The 24,174-nt window shown below is 67.2% G+C and carries 24 protein-coding genes; 12 read left to right on the top strand and 12 right to left on the bottom strand.

Annotated elements, in window-relative coordinates:
* Nucleotides 1-37 precede the first annotated feature (37 nt).
* Entirely contained in the window at nt 38-967 is a 930-nt protein-coding gene (locus tag ACFPU0_RS12175; protein WP_377693263.1) for an alpha/beta fold hydrolase, read from the bottom strand.
* Nucleotides 968-1,081: 114 nt separating this feature from the next.
* On the opposite strand from ACFPU0_RS12175, the gene ACFPU0_RS12170 reads away from it, so the two are divergent.
* The 8 genes from ACFPU0_RS12170 to ACFPU0_RS12135 all read left to right on the top strand — a co-directional run bounded on the left by ACFPU0_RS12170 (nt 1,082) and on the right by ACFPU0_RS12135 (nt 8,364).
* Entirely contained in the window at nt 1,082-1,900 is an 819-nt protein-coding gene (locus ACFPU0_RS12170; RefSeq protein ID WP_377693262.1) for a substrate-binding periplasmic protein, read from the top strand.
* Nucleotides 1,901-1,914: 14 nt separating this feature from the next.
* Nucleotides 1,915-2,271, top strand: coding sequence for a DUF4398 domain-containing protein (locus ACFPU0_RS12165; protein ID WP_377693261.1), 357 nt, complete (start codon nt 1,915-1,917; stop codon nt 2,269-2,271).
* Complete coding sequence (locus ACFPU0_RS12160; RefSeq protein ID WP_377693260.1) at nt 2,268-3,080, top strand: OmpA family protein; 813 nt, start codon at nt 2,268-2,270, stop codon at nt 3,078-3,080. The genes ACFPU0_RS12165 and ACFPU0_RS12160 overlap by 4 nt, the downstream gene beginning before the upstream one ends.
* Before the next feature lie 153 nt (nt 3,081-3,233).
* On the top strand, nt 3,234-4,667 hold the full coding sequence (locus ACFPU0_RS12155; protein ID WP_377693259.1) for a PLP-dependent aminotransferase family protein: 1,434 nt from the start codon (nt 3,234-3,236) through the stop codon (nt 4,665-4,667).
* A 124-nt stretch (nt 4,668-4,791) separates the two neighbouring features.
* The gene (locus tag ACFPU0_RS12150) at nt 4,792-6,516 is read left to right on the top strand and encodes a vWA domain-containing protein (protein ID WP_377693258.1); all 1,725 of its coding nucleotides are present in this window, start codon (nt 4,792-4,794) and stop codon (nt 6,514-6,516) included.
* Nucleotide 6,517: 1 nt separating this feature from the next.
* Nucleotides 6,518-7,108 carry an RNA polymerase sigma factor gene (locus ACFPU0_RS12145; protein WP_377693257.1) on the top strand — a complete coding sequence of 197 codons (591 nt, stop codon included), beginning with the start codon at nt 6,518-6,520 and terminating at the stop codon, nt 7,106-7,108.
* Nucleotides 7,105-7,773, top strand: coding sequence for a hypothetical protein (locus ACFPU0_RS12140; RefSeq protein ID WP_377693256.1), 669 nt, complete (start codon nt 7,105-7,107; stop codon nt 7,771-7,773). Before ACFPU0_RS12145 ends, ACFPU0_RS12140 begins: the two co-directional genes overlap by 4 nt.
* A 24-nt stretch (nt 7,774-7,797) precedes the next feature.
* Nucleotides 7,798-8,364: a hypothetical protein gene (locus ACFPU0_RS12135; RefSeq protein WP_377693255.1), complete on the top strand. Its 567-nt coding sequence runs from the start codon at nt 7,798-7,800 to the stop codon at nt 8,362-8,364.
* Nucleotides 8,365-8,532: 168 nt separating this feature from the next.
* Here the strand turns inward: ACFPU0_RS12135 and ACFPU0_RS12130 are convergent, their stop codons facing one another.
* The 8 genes from ACFPU0_RS12130 to ACFPU0_RS12095 form a co-directional block, all read right to left on the bottom strand.
* Nucleotides 8,533-10,356, bottom strand: coding sequence for a long-chain-acyl-CoA synthetase (locus tag ACFPU0_RS12130; RefSeq protein ID WP_377693253.1), 1,824 nt, complete (start codon nt 10,354-10,356; stop codon nt 8,533-8,535).
* A gap of 228 nt (nt 10,357-10,584) precedes the next feature.
* Nucleotides 10,585-11,409 (bottom strand): SDR family oxidoreductase, encoded by an 825-nt coding sequence (locus tag ACFPU0_RS12125; protein ID WP_377693251.1) that lies wholly within the window; start codon nt 11,407-11,409, stop codon nt 10,585-10,587.
* A gap of 82 nt (nt 11,410-11,491) precedes the next feature.
* Nucleotides 11,492-13,474: a geranyl-CoA carboxylase subunit apha gene (gene atuF, locus ACFPU0_RS12120; protein WP_377693250.1), complete on the bottom strand. Its 1,983-nt coding sequence runs from the start codon at nt 13,472-13,474 to the stop codon at nt 11,492-11,494.
* A 67-nt stretch (nt 13,475-13,541) separates the two neighbouring features.
* Nucleotides 13,542-14,339 (bottom strand): isohexenylglutaconyl-CoA hydratase, encoded by a 798-nt coding sequence (gene atuE, locus ACFPU0_RS12115; protein ID WP_377693249.1) that lies wholly within the window; start codon nt 14,337-14,339, stop codon nt 13,542-13,544.
* Between the two features lie 52 nt (nt 14,340-14,391).
* Nucleotides 14,392-15,552: a citronellyl-CoA dehydrogenase gene (gene atuD, locus ACFPU0_RS12110; protein WP_377693248.1), complete on the bottom strand. Its 1,161-nt coding sequence runs from the start codon at nt 15,550-15,552 to the stop codon at nt 14,392-14,394.
* A 76-nt stretch (nt 15,553-15,628) separates the two neighbouring features.
* Entirely contained in the window at nt 15,629-17,245 is a 1,617-nt protein-coding gene (gene atuC / locus ACFPU0_RS12105; protein ID WP_377693246.1) for a geranyl-CoA carboxylase subunit beta, read from the bottom strand.
* On the bottom strand, nt 17,245-18,120 hold the full coding sequence (locus tag ACFPU0_RS12100; RefSeq protein ID WP_377693244.1) for an SDR family oxidoreductase: 876 nt from the start codon (nt 18,118-18,120) through the stop codon (nt 17,245-17,247). Before ACFPU0_RS12100 ends, atuC begins: the two co-directional genes overlap by 1 nt.
* Before the next feature lie 11 nt (nt 18,121-18,131).
* Nucleotides 18,132-19,919 carry an acyclic terpene utilization AtuA family protein gene (locus tag ACFPU0_RS12095; protein ID WP_377693243.1) on the bottom strand — a complete coding sequence of 596 codons (1,788 nt, stop codon included), beginning with the start codon at nt 19,917-19,919 and terminating at the stop codon, nt 18,132-18,134.
* A 193-nt stretch (nt 19,920-20,112) separates the two neighbouring features.
* Here ACFPU0_RS12095 and ACFPU0_RS12090 point away from each other — a divergent pair, with 193 nt between their 5' ends.
* Nucleotides 20,113-20,742: a TetR/AcrR family transcriptional regulator gene (locus tag ACFPU0_RS12090; protein WP_377693241.1), complete on the top strand. Its 630-nt coding sequence runs from the start codon at nt 20,113-20,115 to the stop codon at nt 20,740-20,742.
* 9 nt (nt 20,743-20,751) lie between these two features.
* Here ACFPU0_RS12090 and ACFPU0_RS12085 read toward each other — a convergent pair whose 3' ends face one another.
* The 3 genes from ACFPU0_RS12085 to ACFPU0_RS12075 form a co-directional block, all read right to left on the bottom strand.
* Entirely contained in the window at nt 20,752-21,507 is a 756-nt protein-coding gene (locus tag ACFPU0_RS12085; RefSeq protein ID WP_377693240.1) for a CPBP family intramembrane glutamic endopeptidase, read from the bottom strand.
* Between the two features lie 52 nt (nt 21,508-21,559).
* A complete protein-coding gene (locus tag ACFPU0_RS12080) occupies nt 21,560-21,727 on the bottom strand; it encodes a DUF2897 family protein (RefSeq protein WP_082073127.1) in 168 nt (55 codons plus the stop codon).
* An 86-nt stretch (nt 21,728-21,813) separates the two neighbouring features.
* Nucleotides 21,814-22,284 (bottom strand): multidrug/biocide efflux PACE transporter, encoded by a 471-nt coding sequence (locus ACFPU0_RS12075; protein ID WP_377693238.1) that lies wholly within the window; start codon nt 22,282-22,284, stop codon nt 21,814-21,816.
* Nucleotides 22,285-22,373: 89 nt separating this feature from the next.
* Between ACFPU0_RS12075 and ACFPU0_RS12070 the strand changes: the two genes are divergently transcribed.
* The 3 genes from ACFPU0_RS12070 to pyrF form a co-directional block, all read left to right on the top strand.
* Nucleotides 22,374-23,249, top strand: coding sequence for a LysR family transcriptional regulator (locus ACFPU0_RS12070; protein ID WP_377693236.1), 876 nt, complete (start codon nt 22,374-22,376; stop codon nt 23,247-23,249).
* A gap of 10 nt (nt 23,250-23,259) precedes the next feature.
* Nucleotides 23,260-23,454, top strand: coding sequence for a hypothetical protein (locus ACFPU0_RS12065; RefSeq protein ID WP_377693235.1), 195 nt, complete (start codon nt 23,260-23,262; stop codon nt 23,452-23,454).
* A gap of 68 nt (nt 23,455-23,522) precedes the next feature.
* A partial coding sequence (gene pyrF / locus ACFPU0_RS12060) for an orotidine-5'-phosphate decarboxylase (RefSeq protein WP_377693234.1) occupies nt 23,523-24,174 on the top strand: 652 nt, incomplete at its 3' end.

Below are 24,174 nucleotides of genomic sequence, written 5' to 3'. Positions count from 1 at the left end.
GAAAACCCGCTCCCAGGAGCGGGTTTTTTCTTGCCCCTCAGTTACCGCTGGCGTCGAGGAAGGCCTGGTAGTGCCGAGCGGTTTCTTCCGGGCGCTCGATCATGGGGGCATGGCCGCAGTTCAGCATGATCACCACGCTGGGCTTCTTCAAAAGCGGTTTCATCACCTCGATGCTGGAGACATCCAGCACCCGGTCGCGCTCGCCCCAGAGCAGCAGGGTGGGGGCCTCGATACGTGGCAACTCCGGTTCAAGCGGGATATGGCGTTCGCGAAGCTGGCGGAACACCTCGTCGTAGTGGGCCTCGTTGGCTGCGGACCGCTCGGCCAGGTAGGCCTTCACCGAAGCGGGCAGCGGCGGCGGCTCGACGAAGACGAAGGCCAGCATGCGCTCGAAGTCGTCGGCGCTCCTTACCACCAGCGGGTTGGGCTGGCCGCTTTCGATCAGGCGGAACAGCTCGCTCTGCTTCGGCGCCTTGACCCCGCCGCTGTCGAACAGCGCCAGGCTGCGCACTTGCTGCGGGTAGCGGGCGGCGAAGAGCGCGGCGATATGCCCGCCCATGGAGTTGCCCACCAGGTGTACCTTGCCCAGCTCCAGGGTCTTGACGAAGGACTCCAGGCGTTCGGCCTGGGTGCCCACGTCGTAGCTGCCGGCGGGGCGGTCGCTGTCGCCGAAGCCGGGCAAGTCCAGGGCGATCACGTGGTAGCGCTGGGTGAAGTGGCGGGCGAAGCGCAGCCAGTTGTCCTTGCTGGCGCCAAAACCATGGACCATCAGGATGGTTTCGCCCCTGGCCGGGCCGCCCTCGTAGTAATGGATGCTAAGATCGCCCAGCGCGATCTGCCGTTCCGCCAGGCCGGCGAGCTGGCGCTCCACCAGAAGCACGCCCGTGGTCAGCGCGGCGGGGGAGAAATAGAGGGTTGCCGCCGCAGCCGCCAGGAGGATGACGACTGCGATGAGTAGCTTCTTCATGATCCTTCCTTATCACGAATAGTTCTTTATGCTGCCTGTACGCTAGCATGAAGCGCGCTCCAGGCGGTGCCGCTCATGGGCGGCCAATCGAATGTCCAGTTCGGGAAACTCCAGATGCCAAGTCGACTACGTCTTTCCTCCCTGCTCCTCGCGCTCTGCCTGCTGCCCGGGCTCGGGCAGGCCGCCGGGAAGTGCGAGCGCCTGGTGGCCACTGGCAATCCCGAATATCCTCCTTTCCTCTGGCGCGACCCGGAGAATCCCAAGCAGCTCATCGGCGCCAATGCCGACCTGCTCAAGCAGATCGCCAAGGAGCTGGGCCTGAAGGTGGAGATCCTCTACACCGGCCCATGGTCCCGTGCCCAGGACGAGGTCCGTAGCGGCCGGGTCGACCTGATCGCCGGGGCCTACCTCACCCTGCCGCGCCTCGAAACCATGGACTACGTCCACCCGGCTTTCCTCGAGACCCAGAGCGTGGTCTGGGTCAAGCGCGACAAGGCCTTTCCCTACAGCGGCTGGGACGATCTGCGCAGCCACGCCGGTGGCACCCTGGTGCAGGACAGCTTCGGCGAGGCCTTCGATCGCTTCGCCAAGGACAACCTCAAGCTGGAGGAGATGCCCAGCCTGACCCAGGCCTACCAGAAGCTCCTGCTGGAACGTACCGACTATGTGCTTTACGAACGCTACCCCGGGCTGGTGATGGCTGACACCCTGGGGATGGCGGATGATCTGGTCGCCCTGGAACCACCCATCTCCAGTGAAGGTCTGTACCTGACGCTTTCCCACAACTCAGCCTGCAACGACCCCTGGCTGCGCGGACAGTTGGCGAAAAAGATGACAGAATTGGTCGCCGCGGGGGTCCCGGAAACCCTGCTGCAGCGCAACCTGGAACGTTGGAAGGCGCTGCAGATGCAACCCGCCGCCACTCCCGAATGATTAGGAAACCTCTCGTGAGCAAGACACCCCTGTTTGCTGCCGGCCTGGCGGCGTTGGCCCTGGTCGGCTGCGCCACCGATCCGGCGCCTATGGAGCAGATGCGCCTGACCCAGAAGGCCGTGGAGCAGGCCAAGGCCGTGGGCGCCACCGAAGAGATCGAGGAAATGAAGCTCGCGCAGGAAAAGCTCGCCCTGGCCGAGAAGAACATGGGCGAGCAGGACTACAAGCGTGCCCGCGTCCTGGCCGAGGAAGCCGAGCTGGATGCACGCCTGGCGGAAGCCAAGGTGCTGACCAGGAAGAGCCAGGACCAGTTGGCCGAGTTGACCGCGCGCATCAATCGCCTGCGCAAGCAGTTGGGGGATGTCCAGTGAAGCGCAACCATGCATTGAGTCTCGGCCTGCTGCTCGCTCTCGGCGCGCTCGGTGGTTGTGCCAGCCAGCAGGAGACCGAACAGAGCCTGGAACAGGCCCGGCAGATGTTTCAGAAGGTCAAGGAGGACCAGAACGTCCTCAGCGCCGCCCCCAAGGATGTGATCCGCGCCGGCGAATCCCTGGCCCGCGCCGAACGCCTGTCCAGCTACTGGGGCAATGACGCCGACGTCGTCCACTATGCCTACCTCAGCCGGCGCTACAGCGAGATCGCCAGCCAGCACAGCGAGCAGAACCAGAACCAGGCCCGCGCCGCCAAGCTGCAGCTGGAGCGCGAGCGCCTGCAACTGGCTTTGCGTGAAGCCAAGCTGCTCAGCGTGCAGCAGCAGGGCAAATGGCTGGAAGAACAGATGATCGCCCTGGCCGCCACCGAGACCGACCGTGGCCTGGTGATGACCCTCGGCGATGTGCTGTTCGATACCGGCCACACCGAACTCAAGGCTTCGGCCAACCGGACCGTGCTCAAGCTGGTGCAGTTCCTCCAGCTCAATCCGAAACGCGTCGTGCGCGTCGAGGGCTACACCGACAGCAGCGGCAACAAGCAGGACAACCTCCGGCTTTCCACCGAACGCGCCCAGGCGGTGGCCGACGCCATGATCGATCTCGGGATCGATGCCAAGCGCATCCAGGTCCAGGGCTATGGCGAGGCCTTCCCGGTGGCGGAGAACGCTTCCAATCGGGGGCGGGCGCAGAACCGCCGCGTGGAGATCGTCTTCTCCAACGAAAAGGGCGAACTCGGCCCGGCGCGCTGAGCCGCGTCGCAGAGGCCCCGGCCGCCATTGGGCGCTGGGGCTTTTTCTTGCCTGGACAATTTCACTGTATCGCCCACACTCTCTCGATCTGTACCGGTTCAGTTACAGGGTATTCGGATAGTGTTTCGGTCCAGTGATCCAGGTGCCGCCGTCATGACCAATCTGTTGCTCTACCAACGCATCGCCCAGCAACTGGCCGATGATATCCGCCGTGGTGTCTACCAGCCCGGCGAGCGCGTGCCTTCGGTGCGCAAGCTCAGCTCCCAGCTCAACGTCAGCCATGCCACTGTCCTGCAGGCTTACGCCAGCCTCGAGGACCAGGGACTGATTCGCGCCCGTCCGCAATCCGGCTTCTACGTGCACCAGACGCCGGCCCTGACCGCGCCCACGCCGGATATCGCCCGCGTCGAACGTCCCGGCCTGGTCACCCGCGCCAGCATCATCCAGCAGGTGCTGGCCGAGTCCCGCCGCGAAGGCGTCTTTCCCCTGGGCGCGGCGGTGCCCCATGTGGACTACCTGCCGGTGCGCACCCTGCACCAGCAATTGGCCAAGGTGACCCGCTTCCACAGTCCGCGCGCCTTCAGCTACATGTTCAGCCCAGGCTTCGAGCCGCTGCGGCGCCAGGTGGCGATCCGCATGCGCGATGCCGGCGTGGTGGTGGACCCGAGCGAAGTGGTGATCACCCATGGCTGCGTGGACGCCCTGCAGATGAGCCTGCGGGTGCTGACCCGGCCGGGCGACCTGATCGCCACCGAGTCGCCCACCTATTACGGCCTGCTGCAACTGGCCGACCTGCTCGGCCTGAAGGTGATCGAGATCCCCAGCGACCCGACCACCGGCATCAGCCTGGAAGCCTTGCAGCTGGCCGCCAACCAGTGGCCGATCAAGGCCCTGGTACTGACCGCGCGGCTGAGCAATCCACTCGGCGGCACCATCCCCGAGGAGCGCCAGAAGCAGTTGTTGCGCCTGGCCTCGGATTTCGACATCCAGATTGTCGAGGACGATATCTACGGCGAGCTGATGTTCGACCAGGGCCCGTCCAAGGCCATCAAGGCCTACGACCTGGACGACCGGGTGATCTTCTGCTCCAGCTTCTCCAAGACCCTGTCGCCCGGTGTGCGCATCGGCTGGATGATCGCCGGCAAGTACCAGGCGGAGATCCAGCGCCTGCAGACCTTCAGTACCCACTCGGCGTGCAGCGTCACCCAGATGGGCGTGGCCGCGTACCTGGAGAACGGCGGTTACGACCGGCACCTGCGCTACATCCGCCAGGAGTACCGGAAGAACCTCACGGCCTTCCAGCTGGGCGTGCAGCAGTACTTCCCCGAAGGCACCCAGATGACTCGCCCCAATGGCGGCTTCATCCTCTGGATCAGCCTGCCGGCCAAGGTCAACACCAAGGACCTGCACCTGCGTGCCCTGCAGCAGGGCATCAGCATCGCGCCGGGACTGATCTTCAGTAACACCGAGCAGTTCAACCACTGCGTGCGGTTGAACTGCGGTATCCCGTGGAACCGTGAGGCCGAGCGCGCCATCATGACCCTCGGCATGCTGGCCAAGCAGCTTTGCCAGGAGGCAGGCCTGTAGGGGCGAATTCATTCGCCAAGGGCTGCGAAGCAGCCCCCTTCAGGAATCTACGCAACCTTAACCCGTTCGGCGCAGCGCCTCCGTCTACTGGTGCGAATGGCTCATTCGTTCCCAGGAGGCGTCCATGTCCAGCCATAACTTCCTTCAGCACCAACCCCTGGCCGCCGGTTTCACCGCCGGCCTGCTGCTGGCCCTGGCGGCCTGCAGTGCCCAGGATGCCTCCGCGCCGGCCACCGGCAAGGCCGAGGCACCGCCGCCCGCTCTGGGCCAGGCCGAACCGGCGCTGCGCGAAGAGGCCAAGGCCAGTGCGCCGGCGTCCCTGGCCAAGCGCGCCGACTACGCCGCCGAAGTCCGGCAGATGCCCATGATCGCGCCTGCGCCCATGGCGGACGTTCTCCCGCCGGGCTACCGCGATATGCCCCGCGAGCAGTACCAGCACCTGGCCGACAACCCGGTGCATGCGGTAGCCGGCGAGCCGGTCTCCACCTTCAGCATCGACGTCGACACCGGCAGCTATGCCAACGTCCGGCGCTTCCTCAACAGCGGCCAGCTGCCGCCGGCCGATGCCGTGCGCCTGGAGGAGATGGTCAATTACTTCCCCTACAGCTATCCGCTGCCGGAGGGTGATGTGCCCTTCGGCATCGGCACCGAGCTGGCGCAGACGCCCTGGAATCCGCAAACCCGCCTGCTGCGGGTGGCGATCAGGGCTTCCGACAGCAGCATCGAACAGTTGCCACCGGCCAACCTGGTGTTCCTGGTGGACGTATCCGGCTCCATGGACCGTCGCGAGGGCCTGCCCATGGTGCAGGGCACCCTCAAGCTGCTGGTGGACCAGTTGCGCCCGCAGGACCGTGTATCCCTGGTCACCTACGCCGGGGAGGCCAGGGTGGTGCTGGGCTCCACCTCCGGCAGCGAGAAGGCGAAGATCCGCGCTGCCATCGAGCAGCTCAACGCGGGCGGCTCCACGGCTGGCGAGTCGGGCATTCAGCTGGCCTACGCCGAGGCGCAGAAGGGGCTGATCCAGGGTGGCATCAACCGCATCCTGCTGGCCACCGACGGCGACTTCAACGTCGGCATCAGCGACTTCGACAGCCTCAAGCAACTGGCCGCGCAGAAGCGCAAGGGCGGTGTGTCGCTGACCACCCTGGGTTTTGGCGTGGACAACTACAACGAGCGCCTGATGGAGCAGCTGGCTGACGCCGGTGACGGCAACTACGCCTACATCGACAACCTGCGGGAGGCGCGCAAGGTGCTGGTGGATCAGCTCGGTTCCACGCTCTCGGTGGTGGCGCGGGATGTGAAGTTGCAGCTGGAGTTCAACCCGGCCGAGGTCAGCGAGTACCGTCTGCTGGGCTACGAGAATCGTGCCTTGAAGCGCGAGGACTTCAACAACGACAAGGTGGATGCCGGCGAGGTCGGCGCTGGCCACAGCATCACCGCGCTCTACGAGATCGTCCCCGCCGACGCCAAGGGCTGGCTGGACCCGCTGCGCTACCAGCCCGCCGCCAGGGTCGAGGGCAAGGCCGGAGAGCTGGCCTGGCTGCGGGTGCGCTACAAGGTGCCGGGCTCCGAGCGCAGCCGCCTGCTGGAGCGTCCCATCGCCGCCGGCAAGGTGGCCAGCCTGCAGGAGTCCAGCGAAGACCTGCGCTTCGCCGCGGCGGTGGCGGCCTTCGCCCAGCAGCTCAAGGGCGGCCGGTACACCGGCGATTTTCGCCTGGCCGACAGCGTCACCCTGGCCCGCGGCGCCCGAGGCGAGGACCGCTTCGGCCTGCGCGGCGAGTTCGTGCAACTGGTGGAACTCGCGCAGAGCCTGCAAACTCCTGTCCCATCCCAAGCGCGGAAGGAATGATGTGAACGCGACTCTCACGGATGACGACGCCGCCTTGTTGCGGCGTTACCGCAAAGGCGATGCCGAGGCCTTCGGCGTGCTTTACGCGCGCCATCGCCTTGGCCTCTACCGTTTTCTCTGCGGGCTTTGCGGCGATGGCGCCCTGGCCGAGGAAATCTTCCAGGAAACCTGGCTGAACCTGATCCGCAGCGAGTCCGAGCCGCTGGGGCAGGCCAGCTTCAAGACCTGGCTCTACCAGATCGCCCGCAACCGCCTGATCGATCACTGGCGCAAGCACGGCCGCCTGCACGGTCGCGAAGAAGCCTTCGACGAGGCCCTGCACGGCGATGCCCTGCCCGGCAACAGCCCCGACCCCGAGCGGGAGCTTGCCCTCAGCCAGGACCAGCAGCGCCTGCGCGCGGCCCTGGATGAATTGCCGGGCGAGCAGCGCGAAGTATTCCTGCTGCGCGCCCACGGCGACCTGGAGTTGACCGAGATCGCCGAACTCACCCGAACGCCCGCCGAAACGGTGAAAAGCCGTCTGCGTTACGCGTTGCAGAAGTTGCGTCGGCTGCTGGCCGACCCGGCCGCGGCCGAGGAGGTATCCGCATGAACCGAGACCCGCACAAGCCGGACGATATGGAACGGGAACTGCTCGAACACTACCGCCGCCATAGCCATGACCAGCCGTCGGCGGCGCAGGACCGGCGCATCCTCTCGGCGGCGGCAACCCAGGCGGCGAAGAACCGGACGGCGCAACGTCCTTCCCTTGGCCAGCGCCTGCATGCCTGGCTGTTCGGCGCAGGCGGTCGGCAACGTTGGGCAGTGGCCATCGCCGGCTTCGCTACCCTGGGCATCGGCCTGAGCCTGACCCTGCGCACCCAGGAAGTGGCCAAGCCGCGCTTCGATGCACCACCGGCCGGCGTCGCGCCGTATTCCGCGCCGGCGCCGGCGGCTGCACCCATGTCCAGGGCCGCACCGGCGACCCTTGCCAGCCCGCCTGCCCAGGCTGAAAAGAAGGCTTCGGCAATGGCTGACAGCAGCGCCGAGCTGCAGGAGAGGCGGGCTGAACCGCAGCGGCTGGAGGAGGCCGCGCCCAAGACGGAGCTGGCCAAGTCCGCACCGTCACCGGAGCCTGAGGCCAGCCTGCATCGGGTGCTGGAGCTCCGACAGGCGGGCAGGCGCGAGGAGGCGCACAGGTTGCTGGACGAGCTGCAGTCGCGCTATCCGCAACGGGATCTGGCCGCCGAGCTGCGCGAGCTGGAGCGCGACCGCTGATGCGGTCGCGCCAGGCTTGCCAGCGTGCTGGCGAAGGTGGAGCATGGCGCCATTACCTACTTCACCCGCAAAACCATGCCTGCGAATCGTCTGATAGGGGTTTTCCTGGCCCTGACCCTGCTCGCTGCCTGCGACAAGGAAGCGCCGCCCAAACCCAAGGCTCCTCCGCCGCCGCCGCCGATGTCCTCCAGCCCGGCGCCCGCACCTGCTGCGCCGCCTGAGGCCCCGGCGCCGGCCGCACCGGAGCAACCGGCCCCCGTACCCGCGCCCGAAGCCAAGCCGGTTCCGTCGCCCGCACCCACGCCCCGGCCGGTGTCACCACCGCCCATGCCGGTCACGCCCAAGGAACCGGTGCCGACCGCCACCGCCAAGGCGATGACACTCGATCTCAGCCTGCCCAGGGAACTGGCCGACACGCTGCAGCCGGATGAAGTCGCCGACGAGCTGCCGGTACTGCCGCAGATGTTCGTGGAGAAGCCGGCTCCTGAGGGCCCCTTCCAGCTCAATGGCAAATTGCTCACCAACGAGCGGGAAGACGACTACTGGCGCTCGGTGGAAGGCGCCGAACTGCAGTTCGAGTTCAAGCGCTAGGGCTGCACAGAGCCGCAGCCGTAGGGTGGATAGCGCTTTTCTATCCACCAGCGAGGTATTGCAAGACACCGATGGTGGAAATCCCCAAAGGGATTTCCACCCTACGCGCCTTGTGGGAGCGAACTCATTCGCGAATGAATTCGCTCCCACACATTCAGGACGCCAGGCTTAGAAGCGGAACTCCCCGCGCTGGATCGCCTCGTAGAGCGAGCTGTCCAGGGGGCGGAAGTCCGCTTCGCCGGGCAGGCGGGTGAACAGGGGCGCGCTCACCGCCTCCGGGTCGTAGGCCTGGTTCTTCAGGTCCGTCTTCTTGTACTTGAACGTCCCCGTGGCCTCCACATCCTCCAGCAGACGCAGGAACAGTGGCGATGCATAGCTGGGCAGCTCGCGGTCCAGATGCTCGGCCAGGGCCTGGCAATCCAGGCGAGTGCCGGCCGCCAGGCGCAGGGCCGCCATGCCGCAGCGACCGTTGGTGCCAGGGATCTCCACGCCGTAGACCACCGCATCCTCCACGCCGGGGAAGGCGCCAAGGACGTTTTCCACTTCGGTGGTCGAGACGTTCTCGCCCTTCCAGCGGAACGTGTCGCCGAGCCGGTCGACGAACTGCGCGTGCTTGCAGCCGATACCGCGCATCAGATCGCCGGTGTTGAACCAGGCATCGCCCCGCCTGAACACATCGCGCAGGATCACCGCCTCGCTCCTGGCCGGGTCGGTGTAGCCGTCGAAGGGCCATTTCGGGCTGATCTCGCTGATCAGCAGGCCCGGCTCGCCCTTGGCCACTTCCTGCAGGAACCCGCGCTGGTCGCGCAGGGGGCGGTCGTTTTCCAGGTCGTAACGAACGATGGCGAAGGTGGCCGGGGAGAAGCCCACCGTATTGTCGAAGTTGAACACGTTGGTGAAACCGATATTGCCTTCGCTGGAGGCGTAGAACTCCATCACGCGCTCGATGCCGAAGCGCGTCTTGAACTCGGCCCAGATGGACGGGCGCAGGCCGTTGCCGATCATGCAGCTGAGGCTGTTGCCGCGTTCCTCGGCGCAGGGTGGCTGGTTCAGCAGGTAGCGGCAGAGCTCGCCGATATAGCCGAAGCAGGTGGCCTGGTAGCGTGCCACGTCCTTCCAGAAGTGGCTGGCGGAGAACTTGCGGCGCAGGGCGATGGCGGCGCCGCCGGCCAGCACCGAGGCCCAGCTCACGGTGACCGCGTTGTTGTGGTAGCAGGGCAGGGTCAGGTAGAAGACATCCCGCTCGGTCAGGCCCAGCCCCGAGTGGCCGAAGCCGCCATAGGCCTTGATCCATTTGCCGTGGCTGAGGATGGATGCCTTGGGCAGGCCGGTGGTGCCCGAGGTGTAGATGTAGAAACAGGCGTCCTTGAGGCGTACCTGGCCGGTGTCCGCCGGATTGTCGCTGGAGCGATCCTGGGCCAGGCGCATCAGGTTCAGCCAGTCGGGCGGAGCCTTCCCCGGTTCTTCGAGGCTGTCGGCATCGGCCACCCAGTAGCAGCGGCGCGTGTCATCCAGTTCGTCGCGGACCTCCTCGAAGGCGCCATTCAGCTCTTCACCGACCACGAAATGCCGGGCCTTGACCAGGTTCAGGCTGTGACTCAGCAGCTTGCCGCGCTGGGTGGTGTTCACCAGGGCGGCGATCGCCCCCAGCTTGGCCAATGCCCCCAGCACGGCCAGCACCTCGATGCGATTTTCCAGCATGACCGCCACCACGCAGCCGTGGCCCACACCTTGCTCCTTCAGGGTGTGGGCCAGGCGGTTGCACCAGCCATTGAACTCGGCGTAGCTGAGGCGGCGTTGTTCGTCGATGACGGCCGGGCGCTGCGGATACAGGCGCGCCGCCCTCTCCAGGGCCCAGCCCAGGGACAGCCTTTTCTCGCGGTTGCGGATGCCGGTGTAGTAGAGGCCCAGCAACATGCGCGGCAGGCGTGGCAGGTTGGCCGGCAGGCGGGCAATGAAGCGAAACGGGGAGATCAGTTCGGCTTGGCTCATGGTGTTCGCGTGTTGTCGTTGTTGTATGCGGCGCAGAACACTCTAGGGCGGGCCGGCGGGCGCCGCCATGACCCCGGCGCGGCGGTGAGGGGGCAGATGGGCGAATGGTCTCTTGTAGGGGCGAATTCATTCGCCAAGGGCTGCGCAGCAGCCCCATTCCTTGTTGGGCAGGACTCCGTCCTGCTTGGCGAATGAATTCGCCCCTACAGGGTCACCGCCCCGCGGGGCTCAATCGAGAAACAGGTCCGGCACCAGCGCGCCGCCGTCCGGGTCGTAGCGGTACTGCTCGAACTCGGTCTGGCCCTGTTCGCGCAGCAGGTCCTCGTCGATCAGCAGGCGCCCGGTGATGCTGCGGCCCTGGCTCGAGAGGATGGCGTGCGCCGCATCGGCCATGATGGCTGGGGTGCGGGCGCGCTTGAAGGCATCGCGTCCGCCCAGTTCGAACTCGATGGCGGCGGTGGCGATGATGGTCCTGGGCCACAGCGAGTTGACGCTGATGCCGTATTTCCTGAACTCGTCGCTCATGCCCAGGGTAAGCATGCTCATGCCGTACTTGGTGATGGTGTAGGGCCCGTGCTGGGCGAACCACCTGGGTGCCAGGTTGAGCGGCGGCGAGAGACTGAGGATATGGCCGTTGGCGCTCTGCTTCAGATAGGGCAGGGCGGCCTGGCTGCAGACCATCACCGCGCGGGTGTTGATCTGGTACATCAGGTCGAAGCGCTTGGGTTCCAGGTGCTCGACGCCCGTGAGGCGGATGGCGCCGGCGTTGTTGACCAGGGCATCGATGCCGCCGAAGTGCTCGGCGGCCCTGGCCATGGCTTCGCGCACCGCGTTCTCGTCACGCACATCCAGCTGCAGGGGCAGGGCCCGGCCTCCGGCCGCCGCCACTTCCTCGGCCACGCTGAAGATGGTGCCGGCGAGCTTGGGATGGGCTTCCGCGCTCTTGGAGGCGATGACGACATTCGCGCCATCGGCGGCGGCGCGCAGGGCGATCTCGCGGCCGATGCCACGGCTGGCGCCGGTGATGAACAGGGTTTTGCCGGACAGTGACATTGCATGGCTCCTGATTGTTGTCATGGGGCCGCGGAGCGGCCCTTGGCGAATGAATTCGCCCCTACAAGGAACAGCGCGAGCGTCAGGCTTCTTCCACCTCCACCAGCAGCTGGCGGTTCTTCACCTGGTCGCCCGCGCTGACCTGGACGCGGCGGATCACGCCGTCCACCCCGGCCTTCAGCGGGTGCTCCATTTTCATGGCTTCCAGCACCACCAGCAGTTGGCCCTTGCCGACCTGTTCGCCTTCGCTCACCAGTACCTCGACTATGGCGCCGTCCATGGGCGCCTTCACCGTGCCCGAGCCGGCGCCGCCCTGGCCGTCTGCCGGTGCATGGGTGACATCCTGCAGTTCCAGGTTGCCGTGGTGCCCGAACAGCCAGAGCTGCTCGGCCTGTTGATGGTAGGCGATGCGGCGCCGGACGCCGTCCAGCTCCACCACTGCCCAGCGGCCGTCGGCGCGCAGCAGACGGATGGAGATTTCCGCGTCGCCCACCCTGGCCAGCAGGTGTGGCCGCTCGCCGGCCTTCTGGACCGCCAGTTCCACCGCGTGCTTCTGTTCGCCCTGACGCAGCACCAGGCGCCAGGGGGCGCTGCCGGCGCTGCGCCAGCCGGCCAGGCCGCCCTGGTGGGCGCTGCCGGTGGCCGACGCCTGGTAGAGCAGGGTAGCGGCGATGGCCAGTTCGGCTGCCGATGCGGGCTGCGGACTCAGGCTGGAATCGGTGCCGAAGGTTTCGCCGATGAAGGCCGTGGTGGCTTCGCCGGCGGCGAACCGTGGGTGGCGCAGCAGGTTGGCGAGGAAGCGCTGGTTGCCTTTCACGCCGAGCAGCACGCAATCCTCCACCGCACGGGCCAGCTTGCGCCGGGCCTCGTCGCGGGTGGCGCCCCAGGCGATCACCTTGGCCAGCATGGGGTCGTAGAAGGGTGTCACCGCCTGGCCTTCCTCCAGGCCATGGTCGATACGGATGCCGGGAAGCATTGCCGGTTCCCAGCGCAGTACTTCGCCGGTCTGGGGCAGGAAGCCGGCGGCCGGGTCTTCGGCGTAGAGGCGCACTTCCATGGCATGGCCGTCCAGGCGGATGTCCTCTTGCCTGAGCGGCAGCGCCTGGCCTTCGGCCACGCAGATCTGCCAGGCCACCAGGTCCTGGCCGGTGACCAGTTCGGTCACCGGGTGTTCCACCTGCAGGCGGGTGTTCATCTCCAGGAAGTAGAAGGCGCCGCTGGCATCCAGCAGGAATTCCACCGTGCCGGCGCCGACGTAGTTCACCGTGCGCGCGGCCCGCACCGCCGCCTCGCCCATGGCCTGGCGCAGCTCGGGTGTCATCACCGGGCAGGGCGCTTCTTCGATGACCTTCTGGTGGCGGCGCTGCACCGAGCAGTCGCGTTCGCCCAGGTAGACGATGTTGCCGTGCTGGTCGCCGAACACCTGGATTTCCACGTGGCGCGGCTGCAGCACGGCCTTTTCCAGGATCAGTTCGGCGCTGCCGAAGGCGTTCAGCGCCTCCGAGCGGGCGGTGCGCAATTGCGCGTCCAGTTCCTCCGCGCTGTGCACCAGGCGCATGCCGCGCCCGCCGCCACCGGCGCTGGCCTTGATCATCAGCGGGTAGCCGATGCGCCCGGCCTCGCTGGCCAGGGTCGCGTCGTCCTGCTCGGCGCCTTCGTAACCGGGGATGCAGGGTACGCCGGCCTCCAGCATGGCCAGCTTGGACAGGCGCTTGCTGCCCATCAGGTGGATGGCCTCCACGGTGGGGCCGATGAAGGCGATGCCGGCCGTTTCGCAGGCGCGGGCGAAGTCGGCGTTCTCGGAAAGGAAGCCGTAGCCGGGATGGATGGCGTCGGCACCGGTCTTCTGTGCGGCGCCGATGATGGATTGGACCGACAGGTAGGACTGGCCCACCGGCGCCGGGCCGATGCACACCGCTTCGTCCGCCAGCTGCGCGTGGCGGGCATCGGCGTCGGCCTCGCTGTAGACGGCGACGGTGCGGTAGCCGAGGGCCTGGGCGGTGCGCATCACCCGGCAGGCGATTTCGCCGCGGTTGGCGATGAGGATCTTGTTGAACGCGGGCATGGTGGTTGTTCCCTCTCCCCAGCCCTCTCCCTGAAGGGAGAGGGGGATTGTTCGGTGCGGGCGGTTGTCACTCGGCCCAGTTCGGCTTGCGTTTCTGCACGAAGGCCAGGGTGCCTTCGGTGCCTTCCGGGCCGGTGACGGCGGCGGCGAAATCTTCGGCTGCTCTGTCCAGCAGCGGGCCCAGGGGTTCGTCTTCGCTGGCCAGCAGCAGGGCCTTGGTGCGGGCGTTGGCGCCGGGGGCGCAGCGGCGGACCTGTTCCAGGCTTTCCGCCAGGCGTTGTTCCAGTGCTGTCGTGTCGGCCTCGGCGAAATGCACCAGGCCCAGGCGCAGGGCCTCACCGCCATCGAAGCGGGCGGCGGTCAGGGCCAGGCGGCGCGCCTGGGTCAGGCCGATGCGCTTGACCACGAAGGGCGCGATCTGCGCCGGCAGGATGCCCAGGCTGGTTTCCGGCAGGCCGAACTGCGCGCTTTTCAGGGCGATGGCGATATCCGAGACGCAGGCCAGGCCGAAACCGCCGCCGAGCACCGCGCCTTCCAGCACCGCCACCACTACCTGGGGCTGGGCCTGGGCTTCTTCCAGCAGGCTGCCGAAGGCCCGGTTCAGCCGTTGGTAGGCCTCGCCGCCGGTGGCGCGGGCCGAAGCCATGTCCTTGATGTCGCCGCCGGCGCAGAAGTGCCCGCCGGCACCGCGCAGCACCAGGGCACGCACGCTGGCGTCGTTACGCACGGCAGCCAGTACGGCGCGCAGCTCTTCCACCATGGCCAGGCTCATGGCGTTGCGGCTGTCAGGCCGGTTGAGGGTCAGGTGCAGCACGCCGCCGGCCCGTTCCAGCAACAGGGTTTCGCAGTTCGGCAGTTCATTCATGCCGGGATCCTCATCAATTGGTTCGTCGCACCCGCTCGGAATCGTAGGATCTTCAGCCCTTCTTCTTGCCGGGCAGGATGCCCATCAGCTTGCAGATGATGCCCAGCATGATCTCGTCGGCGCCGCCGCCGATGGACACCAGGCGGGTGTCGCGGTAGGCGCGGGAGACGTGGTTGTCCCACATGAAGCCCATGCCGCCCCAGTATTGCAGGCAGGCGTCGGTGACCTCGCGGCCGAGGCGGCCGGCCTTGAGCTTGGCCATGGAGGCGAGGCGGGTGACGTCCTTGCCGGTCACGTAGAGCTCCACGGCCTGGTAGACCAGGGCGCGCAGGGCTTCGATTTCGGTCATCAGCTCGGCCAGGCGGAAGTGGATCACCTGGTTGTCGATCAGGGGCGCGCCGAAGGTCTTGCGCTCCTTGCAGTAGTCGATGGTGACGTCCACGCAGTGTTCCAGGCCCTTGATCATGTTGGCCGCGCCGAACATGCGTTCTTCCTGGAACTGCAGCATCTGCATCATGAAGCCGGCGCCCTCGTGGCCGATGCGGTAGCGCTGCGGCACGCGGACGTTGTCGAAGAACACCTGGGCGGTCTCGGAGCTGCGCATGCCGAGCTTGTCCAGGTGGGGGCTCAGGGTGATGCCGGGGGTGTTCATCGGCACCATGATCAGCGACTTGTTGACGTGGGGCTTGTCGTCCGAGGTATTGGCCAGCAGGCACATGAAGTCGGCACTCGGGGAGTTGGTGATCCACATCTTGCTGCCGTTGATCAGGTAGTCGTCGCCGTCCTTGCGGGCGCTGGTCTTCATCCCAGCCACGTCGGAGCCGGCGCCCACTTCCGAGACGCCAATGCAGCCGACCATCTCGCCGGCGATGGCGGGGCGGAGGAACTCCTCGCGCAGCTCATCGGAGCCGAAGCGCGCCAGGGCCGGGGTGCACATGTCGGTCTGCACGCCGATGGACATGGGGATGCCGCCGCAATGGATAGTGCCGAACTCCTCGGCGGCGACTATGGAGTAGCTGTAGTCCAGACCCATGCCGCCGAACTTCTCCGGCTTGGAGATGCCCAGCAGGCCCAATTCGCCGGCCTTCCTGAAGATGTCGTGGATGGGGAAGCGGCCTTCCTTTTCCCATTGGTCGACATGGGGGTTGATCTCCCTGTCGACGAAATTGCGCACCGTACGGCGGAGTTCTTCGTGTTCCTGGGTGAAGATCATTGTTCTTGTTCTCCTTGTAGGGTGCGCCGCGCGCACCGTGATCATTTCATTCGGTGCGCATGGCGCACCCTACGGATCAGAACCGTGCGACGCCGAAGCTGCTGGCCTTGAGCGGGCGGGCGTCGGCTTCCGCGCAGATGTCCAGCAGATAGCCCAGCAGCCGGCGGCTGTCACGGGGGTCGATCAGGCCGTCGTCCCAGAGGTTGGCGGTGCCGTAGAGGGCGGTGGACTGGCTGTCGAGTTTCTGCGCAGTCATCTGTTCGAGCATGTCGAGCATCTTGCTGTCGGGCTCCTTGCCCTCCTTGGCGTGCTTCTCCTCGGTGACGATGCGCAGCACCTTGCCGGCCTGGGCGCCGCCCATGACGGCGGTGCGGCTGTTGGGCCAGGCGAAGATGAAGCGCGGGTCCAGGCCGCGGCCACACATGGCGTAGTTGCCGGCGCCGTAGGAGCCGCCCACCACCAGGGTGAGCTTGGGCACGCGGGCGTTGGCCACCGCCTGGATCATCTTCGCGCCGTGCTTGATCACGCCCAGCTGTTCGGATTCGGTGCCGACCATGAAGCCGGTGGTGTTGTGCAGGAACAGCAGCGGCACGTTGGCCTGCTCGCAGAGCTGGATGAACTGCGCCGCCTTGGCCGCGCCCTGGGGCGTGATGGGGCCGTTGTTGCCGATCAGGCCGCAGGGCCGGCCTTCGATGCGCAGGTGGCCGCAGACGGTCTGGTTGTCGAATTCGTTCTTGAAGTCGAGGAATTCCGAGCCGTCGGCGATGCGCGCGATGATCTCGCGCACGTCGTAGGGCTTCTTCGGATCGGCTGGCACCACCCCCAGCAGTTCCTCGGCGCTGTACAGCGGCTCGCGCCAATCGGCCTTCCGCTGCGCCGGCAGCTGGGCGTTCCACGGCAACATGGCGAGGATGTCGCGGGCCAGGCGCAGGCCGTCGGCATCGTTCTCCGCCAGGTATTCGGCGGTGCCGGCCACCTGGGCGTGCATCTCGGCGCCGCCCAGCTGTTCGTCGGTGGCGACCTCGCCGGTGGCGGCCTTCAGCAATGGGGGACCTGCGAGGAACATCTTGGCCTTGCCGCGCACCACGATCACGTAGTCCGACAGCCCCGGCTGGTAGGCGCCGCCGGCCGTGCTGGAACCGTGCACCACGGTGACCTGGGGAATGCCCATGGCGGAGATCCGCGCCTGGTTCGCGAAGCCGCGCGCGCCCTCGACGAAGATTTCCGCCGCGTAGTTGAGGTTGGCGCCGCCACTTTCGGTCAGGGCCACCAGCGGCAGTTTGTTCTCCATGGCGACCTGCTGCAGGCGCAGGGTCTTCTTCAGCCCGGTGGGCGAGATGGTGCCGCCCTTGATGGCGCTGTTGCTGGCGCTGATCAGGCAGCGCACCCCGGAAATGTAGCCGATGCCGGCGATGATGCCGCCGCCGGCCTGGGTGCCGTCCTTGTCGTCGTGCAGCTTGTAGCCGGCCAGGGAGCAGAGTTCGAGGAAGGGGCTGCCCGGGTCCAGCAGCAGGTTCAGCCGCTCGCGGGGCAGCAGCTGGCCGCGTTTCTCGAACCTCGGCTTGGCATCGAGCGCCTTGTCCAGCACCTTCTGCTCCACCTCGCGGAAGCTGGCGATGGCGGCGAGCATGGCGTCGCGGTTCCGGGCGAAGTCCTCGCCCTGGGTGTCCAGTTCGGATTGGATGATGGCCATCACTCCTGGTCCTTCAGCACGTCGGGCAGGTAGGCGCGGTGGAAGCCGTTGTAGGCCTCGCTCTGGCCCGGCCTGGCCTTGGCCAGGGGGAAGGCGCGGCTGCCCTGGCTGGCGGCGCCGTCGATGCGGATGGTGTTGCCGCTGATGAAGGCGGCGCCGGGGGAGAGCAGGAAGACGATGGCGGCGGCCACTTCCGATTCGCTGCCGATGCGCTTGAGCGGCACGTGCTCGCGCAGGGTGGGGATGATGGCCTTGAAGGCGCCTTCGTAGGTGTCCATGCCGCTGGAGGCGATCCAGCCCGGCGCCACGGCGTTGACCCGCACCCCGGCGTGGCCCCACTCGACGGCGGCGGTCCTGGTGAAGTTCTCCATGCCGGCGCGGGCGGCGCCGGAGTGGCCCATGCCGGGCATGCCGCCCCACATGTCGGCGAGCATGTTGACGATGCTGCCGCCGGTCTTGCTCATGGCCTGGTTGAACACCTCGCGGGCCACCAGGAAGCCGCCCACCAGGTTGGTACGCACCACGGTCTCGAAGCCTTTCTGGCTGATCGAGGCGAGCGGGGCGGGGTACTGGCCGCCGGCATTGTTGACCAGGTGATGGATGGTGCCGCGCTCGGCCAGCACCGCCGCGACCATGACCTTCACCGCCTCCTCGTCGCGGATGTCGCAGGCCTGCCAGCTGGCGCTGCCGCCGTCTTCGATGATCTCGCCGGCGGTTTTCTCCAGCTTCTCCGCCTTGCGCCCGACCAGCACCACATGGGCGCCCAGGGCCGCCAGCTCGTGGGCGGTGCAACGGCCGATACCGCTGCCGCCGCCGGTGACCAGGATGGTCTGGCCGCTGAACAGGCCGGGCTTGAATACCGAATCGTATGCCATGGGTTGCGTCCTCAGAGGCTGTCGGCCAGCGCCTGGGGCACCGGCACCGGGAATTCCAGGAGTTGCTGGGCGAAGGCCTTGCCCTGCGGGTCGATGCGCAGGCTGGCGACACCGCCGCCGCCCAGGGCGTTCTCCAGCAGGAAGTTCAGGCTGTGGCTGCCCGGCAGGTACCAGCGCGCCACGCGGCCGATCTGCGGGTCGAGCACGTGGCCCATCCAGTCCACCACCGCTTCCGGGGTCAGGGCCTCGGCTATCCAGGGCAGGTACTCGGGTTTGCGCGCCATGACCCCGATATTGCTGTGGTTGCCCTTGTCGCCGGAGCGGGCCACCGCCAGTTTCACCAGGGGGACGCTGGCACCGGCCTGACCTTCGGCTGCGGGTGGCGGAAGGTCGTCGGCCAGGGCGGATACATCGAAGTGCTCCAGCTGCGGCAGCGGGCAGGGTGTGCGCTGGCCATCCAGCTCCACTTCCAGCTGGCAGGCGGACTTGTCCACCAGGAAGGAGAACAGGCGGATCACCGGGTAGACGGTCGGCCGGCCACCGACTATGCCGGTCAGGCCCGGCGCCATGCCGGTGGCGGCCTGGGCGATCTCGCGGGAGAACAGCACCAGGGCGTCCTTGCGGGCGTGGCTGACGGCGATCTTGATCACCACTTCGCGGCTGTCCTGGCGCTGGCCATGGGGACCGTAGGTGGCTTCGCTGCCCAGCAGCTCGACATTCACCTCGCGGTAGCGGCCCCAGCCGCGTTCGGCGAAGAGTTCTTCGGTCCTGGCGATGATGGCGCGGCTGACCCGTTCGGCCTTCTTTACCGCATCGATGCCGGCCAGCAGGCAGCTAGCGGTGCAGCGGAAACCGTCCGGGTAGGTGGCGCTGACCTTGTACCGCGGCGTCGGCGGCAGGCCACGGGCGCCCAGTACGCGCACCCGGTTCGGGCCGGCCTGTGCCAGGGTCACCCGGGTGAAGTCGCAGACCAGGTCGGGGAGCAGGTAGGCGCGCGGGTCGCCGATCTCGTAGAGCATCTGCTCGCCGACCGAGAAAGGCGTGACCAGGCCGCCGGAACCTTCCGGCTTGGTCACGCAGAAACCGCCATCGGCTTCGACCTCGACTATGGGGAAGCCCATGTGTTCGTAATCCGGCACCGACTCCCAGTCGGTGAAGTTGCCGCCGGTGCACTGGGCGCCGCACTCCACCAGGTGGCCGGCGAGGGCGGCCTGGGCCAGCTTGTCGTAGTCGCTCCAGGCCCAGCCGAACTCGTGGACCAGGGCGGCACTGACCACCGCGCTGTCCACCACGCGGCCGGTGATGACGATGTCCGCGCCCTGTTCCAGCGCGGCCACTATGCCCGGCGCACCCAGGTAGGCGTTGACCGAGACGCACATGGGCGGCAGCGGGGCGCCGGTGAACATTTCGCGGATGCCGCCCTTGGCCAGTTCGCCCAGCCGGGGCTGCAGGTTGTCGCCATGCAGGACGGCGATCTTCAGCGCCACGCCGGCCTTCTCGCAGGCGGTGGCCAGGGCGCTGGCGCAGGCGGCGGGGTTGACCCCGCCGGCGTTGCTGATGACGCGGATCTTCTTCTCGGCGATTTCCGCGAGCAGGGGCGCCAGCACCTCGACGAAGTCGGTGGCGTAACCTGCGTTCGGGTCCTTCAGGCGGGCTCCGGCCATGATCGACAGGGTGATCTCGGCCAGGTAGTCGAATACCAGGTAGTCCAGGGTGGCGCCGTGCACCAGCTGGGCGGCGGCGGTGGAGGTGTCGCCCCAGAAGGCGGAGGCGCAACCGATGCGTACGGTTCTTGTCATTGGAGTGGTCCGCAGCATTGTTGGATGACGCGATCAACACTACCAAGCAAGCGCTTGGTTGAAAAGTGCCGGATTTGTTCTTTTTCACCCGAGCGCTTGCTTGGGGGAGTTACCCGGCATAAATTTCGTTAATCAAGACAGAGACTTGCGGACCATTCTTAAGATGGAATGGCTGACCGCAGCGGGGATTGCGATGAGCCTTGACGACGAAAAAGCCCAGGCGGTGATGCAGGAGCTGGTAGCCAGCGGCCAGGTCACCGACCCCGAAAGCGCCCGCGGCAAGCTGCTGCAGACCGCCGCCCACCTGTTCCGCAGCAAGGGTTACGAGCGCACCACGGTGCGCGACCTGGCCAGCGCGGTGGGCATTCAGTCCGGCAGTATCTTCCACCATTTCAAGAGCAAGGATGAGATCCTCCGTTCGGTGATGGAGGAAACCGTTCTCTACAACACCGCCCTGATGCGTGCCTCCCTGGCGGATGCCGGCGATCTGCGCGAGCGGGTACTGGCGCTGATCCGCTGCGAGCTGCAGTCCATCATGGGCGGTACCGGCGAGGCCATGGCGGTGCTGGTGTACGAGTGGCGTTCGCTGTCGGAGGAGGGCCAGCGCCATATCCTCGAGCTGCGCGAAACCTACGAGCGACTCTGGCTGGAGGTGCTCGGCGAGGCGAGGGCCGAAGGCTACTTCAGCGCCGACCCCTTCATCCTGCGCCGCTTCCTCACCGGTGCCCTGAGCTGGACCACCACCTGGTACCGCCCGGAAGGGCCGATGACCATCGACCAGTTGGCCGAACAGGCGCTTTCGCTGGTGATCAAGGACGCCTGAGGCCGCTACTCAGGCCAGCCGCAGCGGATAGCTCAGCAGGAGCAGGTGGCAGAGATTGACCACCAGGTGCAGCGCCACGGCCACCGCCAGCCGGCCGCTGTAGTGGAAGGCCAGGCCGTAGCCCAGGCCGGCAACGCCTGCCAGCAGGGCGAATAGCGGACTGAACGGCAGATGGACGGCGCCGAACAGCGCCGCGGTGAGCAGCACGCCGGGGTGGGCCCCCAGCCTGGCGACCAGCGCAGGCTGCAGCAACCCGCGGAACACCAGTTCCTCCGCCAGTACCGTGGCCAGCAGGTTCACCGCCAGCCATTCCCAGAGCATCTCCGGCCATTTCGGCTGCCAGCCCACCAGGCCGGTGCCCAGGGCCAATAGCGGTACCAGCAGCAGGGTCGCCAGTACCGCGAGCCACGCCCGTTGCGGTGCCGGCGCCGGTTGCGCCGGACGGCCCAGCCACCAGGCCAGCAGGGTCATGCCCACCAGCAGCTTGTCCCAGGACAGGCGCAGGGCATAGGGCGGCGCATCGGGGCTGACGCGCTGGGGTTCGCCCAGGGACAGCGGGCTGAATCCCGGCACCAGGTGGGCAGCCAGGGCCACGGATGCGAGCAGGGTGACCGGCAGCCAGAGCCGCGGCGGCAGCTGGCGCTCGGCGAACACCCAGCCGGCATAGGCCACGCCCGCCAGCAAGGCGCTTACCTGGACCCCGCCCAGCCCCTGGCCGAGGGCGAGGACGACCAGGGGGAACAGCAGCTGCAGGTGGAGCGGCATGGCGCCACCCCGCGGTGGCGCCTCAGTGAGGTCGTCGGGGTGTGGCACGGGGTCAGCGGTCCTTGGCGTCCTTGGCATCCATCTCGGCATTGCGCTCGTGGATGCGCTTGAGTTGTTCCTCGGTCAGAGGCAGCTTCTTCGCCGTGTCGCGCAACAGCATCAGGCTACCGACTATGGAGCCGATGGCCAGGACCAGTATCAGCCAGGCATACCAGGGCATGATCATCTCCTGCGGAAAGGTGCATCACTCTATTCGATTGTGCGCGCCTTTCCACGTTCCCGAGAAGCATTCAAATCGATAGCGGCTCAGCGGGCACCACAGCTTGCGGTCCTGCTCGCCCGGCCTTCCAGCAAGCGTGCACGGAGCGCGTCATAGGTCCAGTTGAAGACCAGTGTGTAGGGCAGGAAGAACAGCAGCAGGCCGATGTCCAGCAGGAAGGCCTCCACCAGCCCGATCGACAGCCACCAGGCCGCCAGCGGCACCAGTACCAGGATCAGCCCCAGCTCGAACAGCAGCGCATGGGCGATCCGCACCGGCAGCGTGCGCTGGAAACCCAGGCGCTGCTGGGCACGGTCGAACAGGCTGTTGAAGAGCATGTTCCAGAGCATCGCCACGGTGGAGAACATCAGGGTCAGCGCGCCCATGTGCTCCAGGGACTTGCCCAGCACCAGGGACAGCACTGGCGCGGTGAGCAGAACGGCCAGGCCTTCGAACGCCAGCGCGTGGAACGCCCGTTCCTTGACGGATTTGTTCAGGGCGGTGTTGGTCCGGCTCATGACGATCTCCAGGCTCCGAATGAAGGATGGCCTGTATTCTCATCGGTCGATGGGATAGGGTTAAGTCAGATATCATCGGGAAAACCGATATGAACTACTCACCTGAATCCCTCGAAGCTTTCGCCCAGTCCGTCGCCCTCGGCTCCTTCAGTGCCGCCGCACGCAAGCTGGGCAAGAGCCAGTCCACCGTCAGCGAGGCCATCGCCCGGCTGGAGATCGACCTGGGCCTGGAACTCTTCGACCGCAGCACCCGCCAGCCGCAGCTGACCGAGGCCGGTCGCGTCCTGCTTGGCCGCGTCGAGGAAATCCTCGCCGCCTCCGACCGCTTGCAGCACGCGGCAGCCCAACTGGCCGGCGGGCTGGAGCCACGGGTAAGCCTGGTGCTCTCGGATGCCTACCAGTCGGCGCAATACGAAGCACGCCTGGCTGAACTGGAGCAGCGTTACCCCGATCTCGAATTCGAATGCCTGATCGCCGAGCACCAGGACGTGATCGAACTGGTCGCCCAGGGGCGCGCCACCCTCGGCCTGCTGGCCGCGCAGGGCAGCTACCCGCCGGAGTTGGGGGCGGCGACTGTGGCCGAGCGTGCCGATTTCGGCCTGTTCGTGGCCCTTGACCACCCCCTGGCGCAGCGCGCCGATGTGCGCGTGAGCGACCTGGCCGGCTGGCGCCTGCTGCGCCTGAATACCCTGGGCGATGCCCTGGCCGTGGACGACGGCCTGCCCTCCAGTGGCGGGCGCTGCTGGTCGGCGCCGAACTACCTGTTGCTGCTGGAAATGGCCGTCCACGGATTCGGTTGGGCCGAGCTGCCGCGCTGGCTGGTCAGCGGTTACGCCAAGGGGCGCCTGAAGGAGTTGCCGGTCCCCGGCTGGCCGCGCAGCCAGGCGGTGGATGTGGTCTGGTCCCGGCAGCGCCAACTGGGGCCGGCGGCGAGCTGGTTGCTGGGGCGCCTGCTGGACCGATAGGCTGGCGGCCATGGCCGGGCCGGGGCTGTTCGCCGACCTGCCGCCGCACTGGCTGGCGTTCGCCCTGGGATTTTCCGCGGGGGCGGTGCTCTGCATGCTGGTGGACACCCTGCTCCCCGAAGCCTTCGAGAGCGCCCATGCCTGGACCGGGCCGATCACCCTGGCGGGTTTCATGACGGCGTTCGCCCTCGACCACCTTGTCTGAGGGAAGGCAGCGGCGCGCGAGGGCTTGCGCTACAATGCGCGCCGTTTCCGATTCGTAAGAGATTTCCCATGTCCGCCTGTCAGACGCCGATCATTGTCGCCCTCGACTTCCCCACCCGCGAAGCCGCCCTGCGGCTGGCCGACCAGCTGGACCCCAGGCTGTGCCGGGTCAAGGTGGGCAAGGAGCTGTTCACCAGCTGCGCCGCCGAGATCGTCTCGACCCTGCGTGACCGGGGCTTCGAGGTCTTCCTCGACCTGAAATTCCACGACATCCCCAACACCACCGCCATGGCGGTGAAGGCCGCCGCCGAGATGGGCGTGTGGATGGTCAACGTGCATTGCTCCGGCGGCCTGCGCATGATGGCGGCCTGCCGCGAGACCCTGGACAAGTTCAACGGACCCAAGCCGCTGCTGATCGGTGTCACCGTGCTGACCAGCATGGAGCGCGAGGACCTGGCCGGCATCGGCCTGGACATCGAGCCCAGGGAGCAGGTGCTGCGCCTGGCGGGCCTTGCCGACCAGGCCGGCATGGACGGCCTGGTCTGCTCGGCCCAGGAGGCCACCGACCTCAAGTCCGCCTACCCGCGCCTGCAACTGGTCACCCCGGGCATCCGCCCGGCCGGCAGCGCCCAGGACGACCAGCGCCGCATCCTCACTCCGCGCCAGGCCCTGGATGCCGGCTCCGACTATCTGGTGATCGGCCGTCCCATCAGCCAGGCCG

The organism is Pseudomonas sp. GCM10022186 (genome assembly GCF_042656385.1).
GTDB lineage: Bacteria > Pseudomonadota > Gammaproteobacteria > Pseudomonadales > Pseudomonadaceae > Metapseudomonas.
The sequence above is the reverse complement of the archived record's forward strand: the minus strand, read 5'-3'. Positions and strand labels throughout refer to the sequence as shown.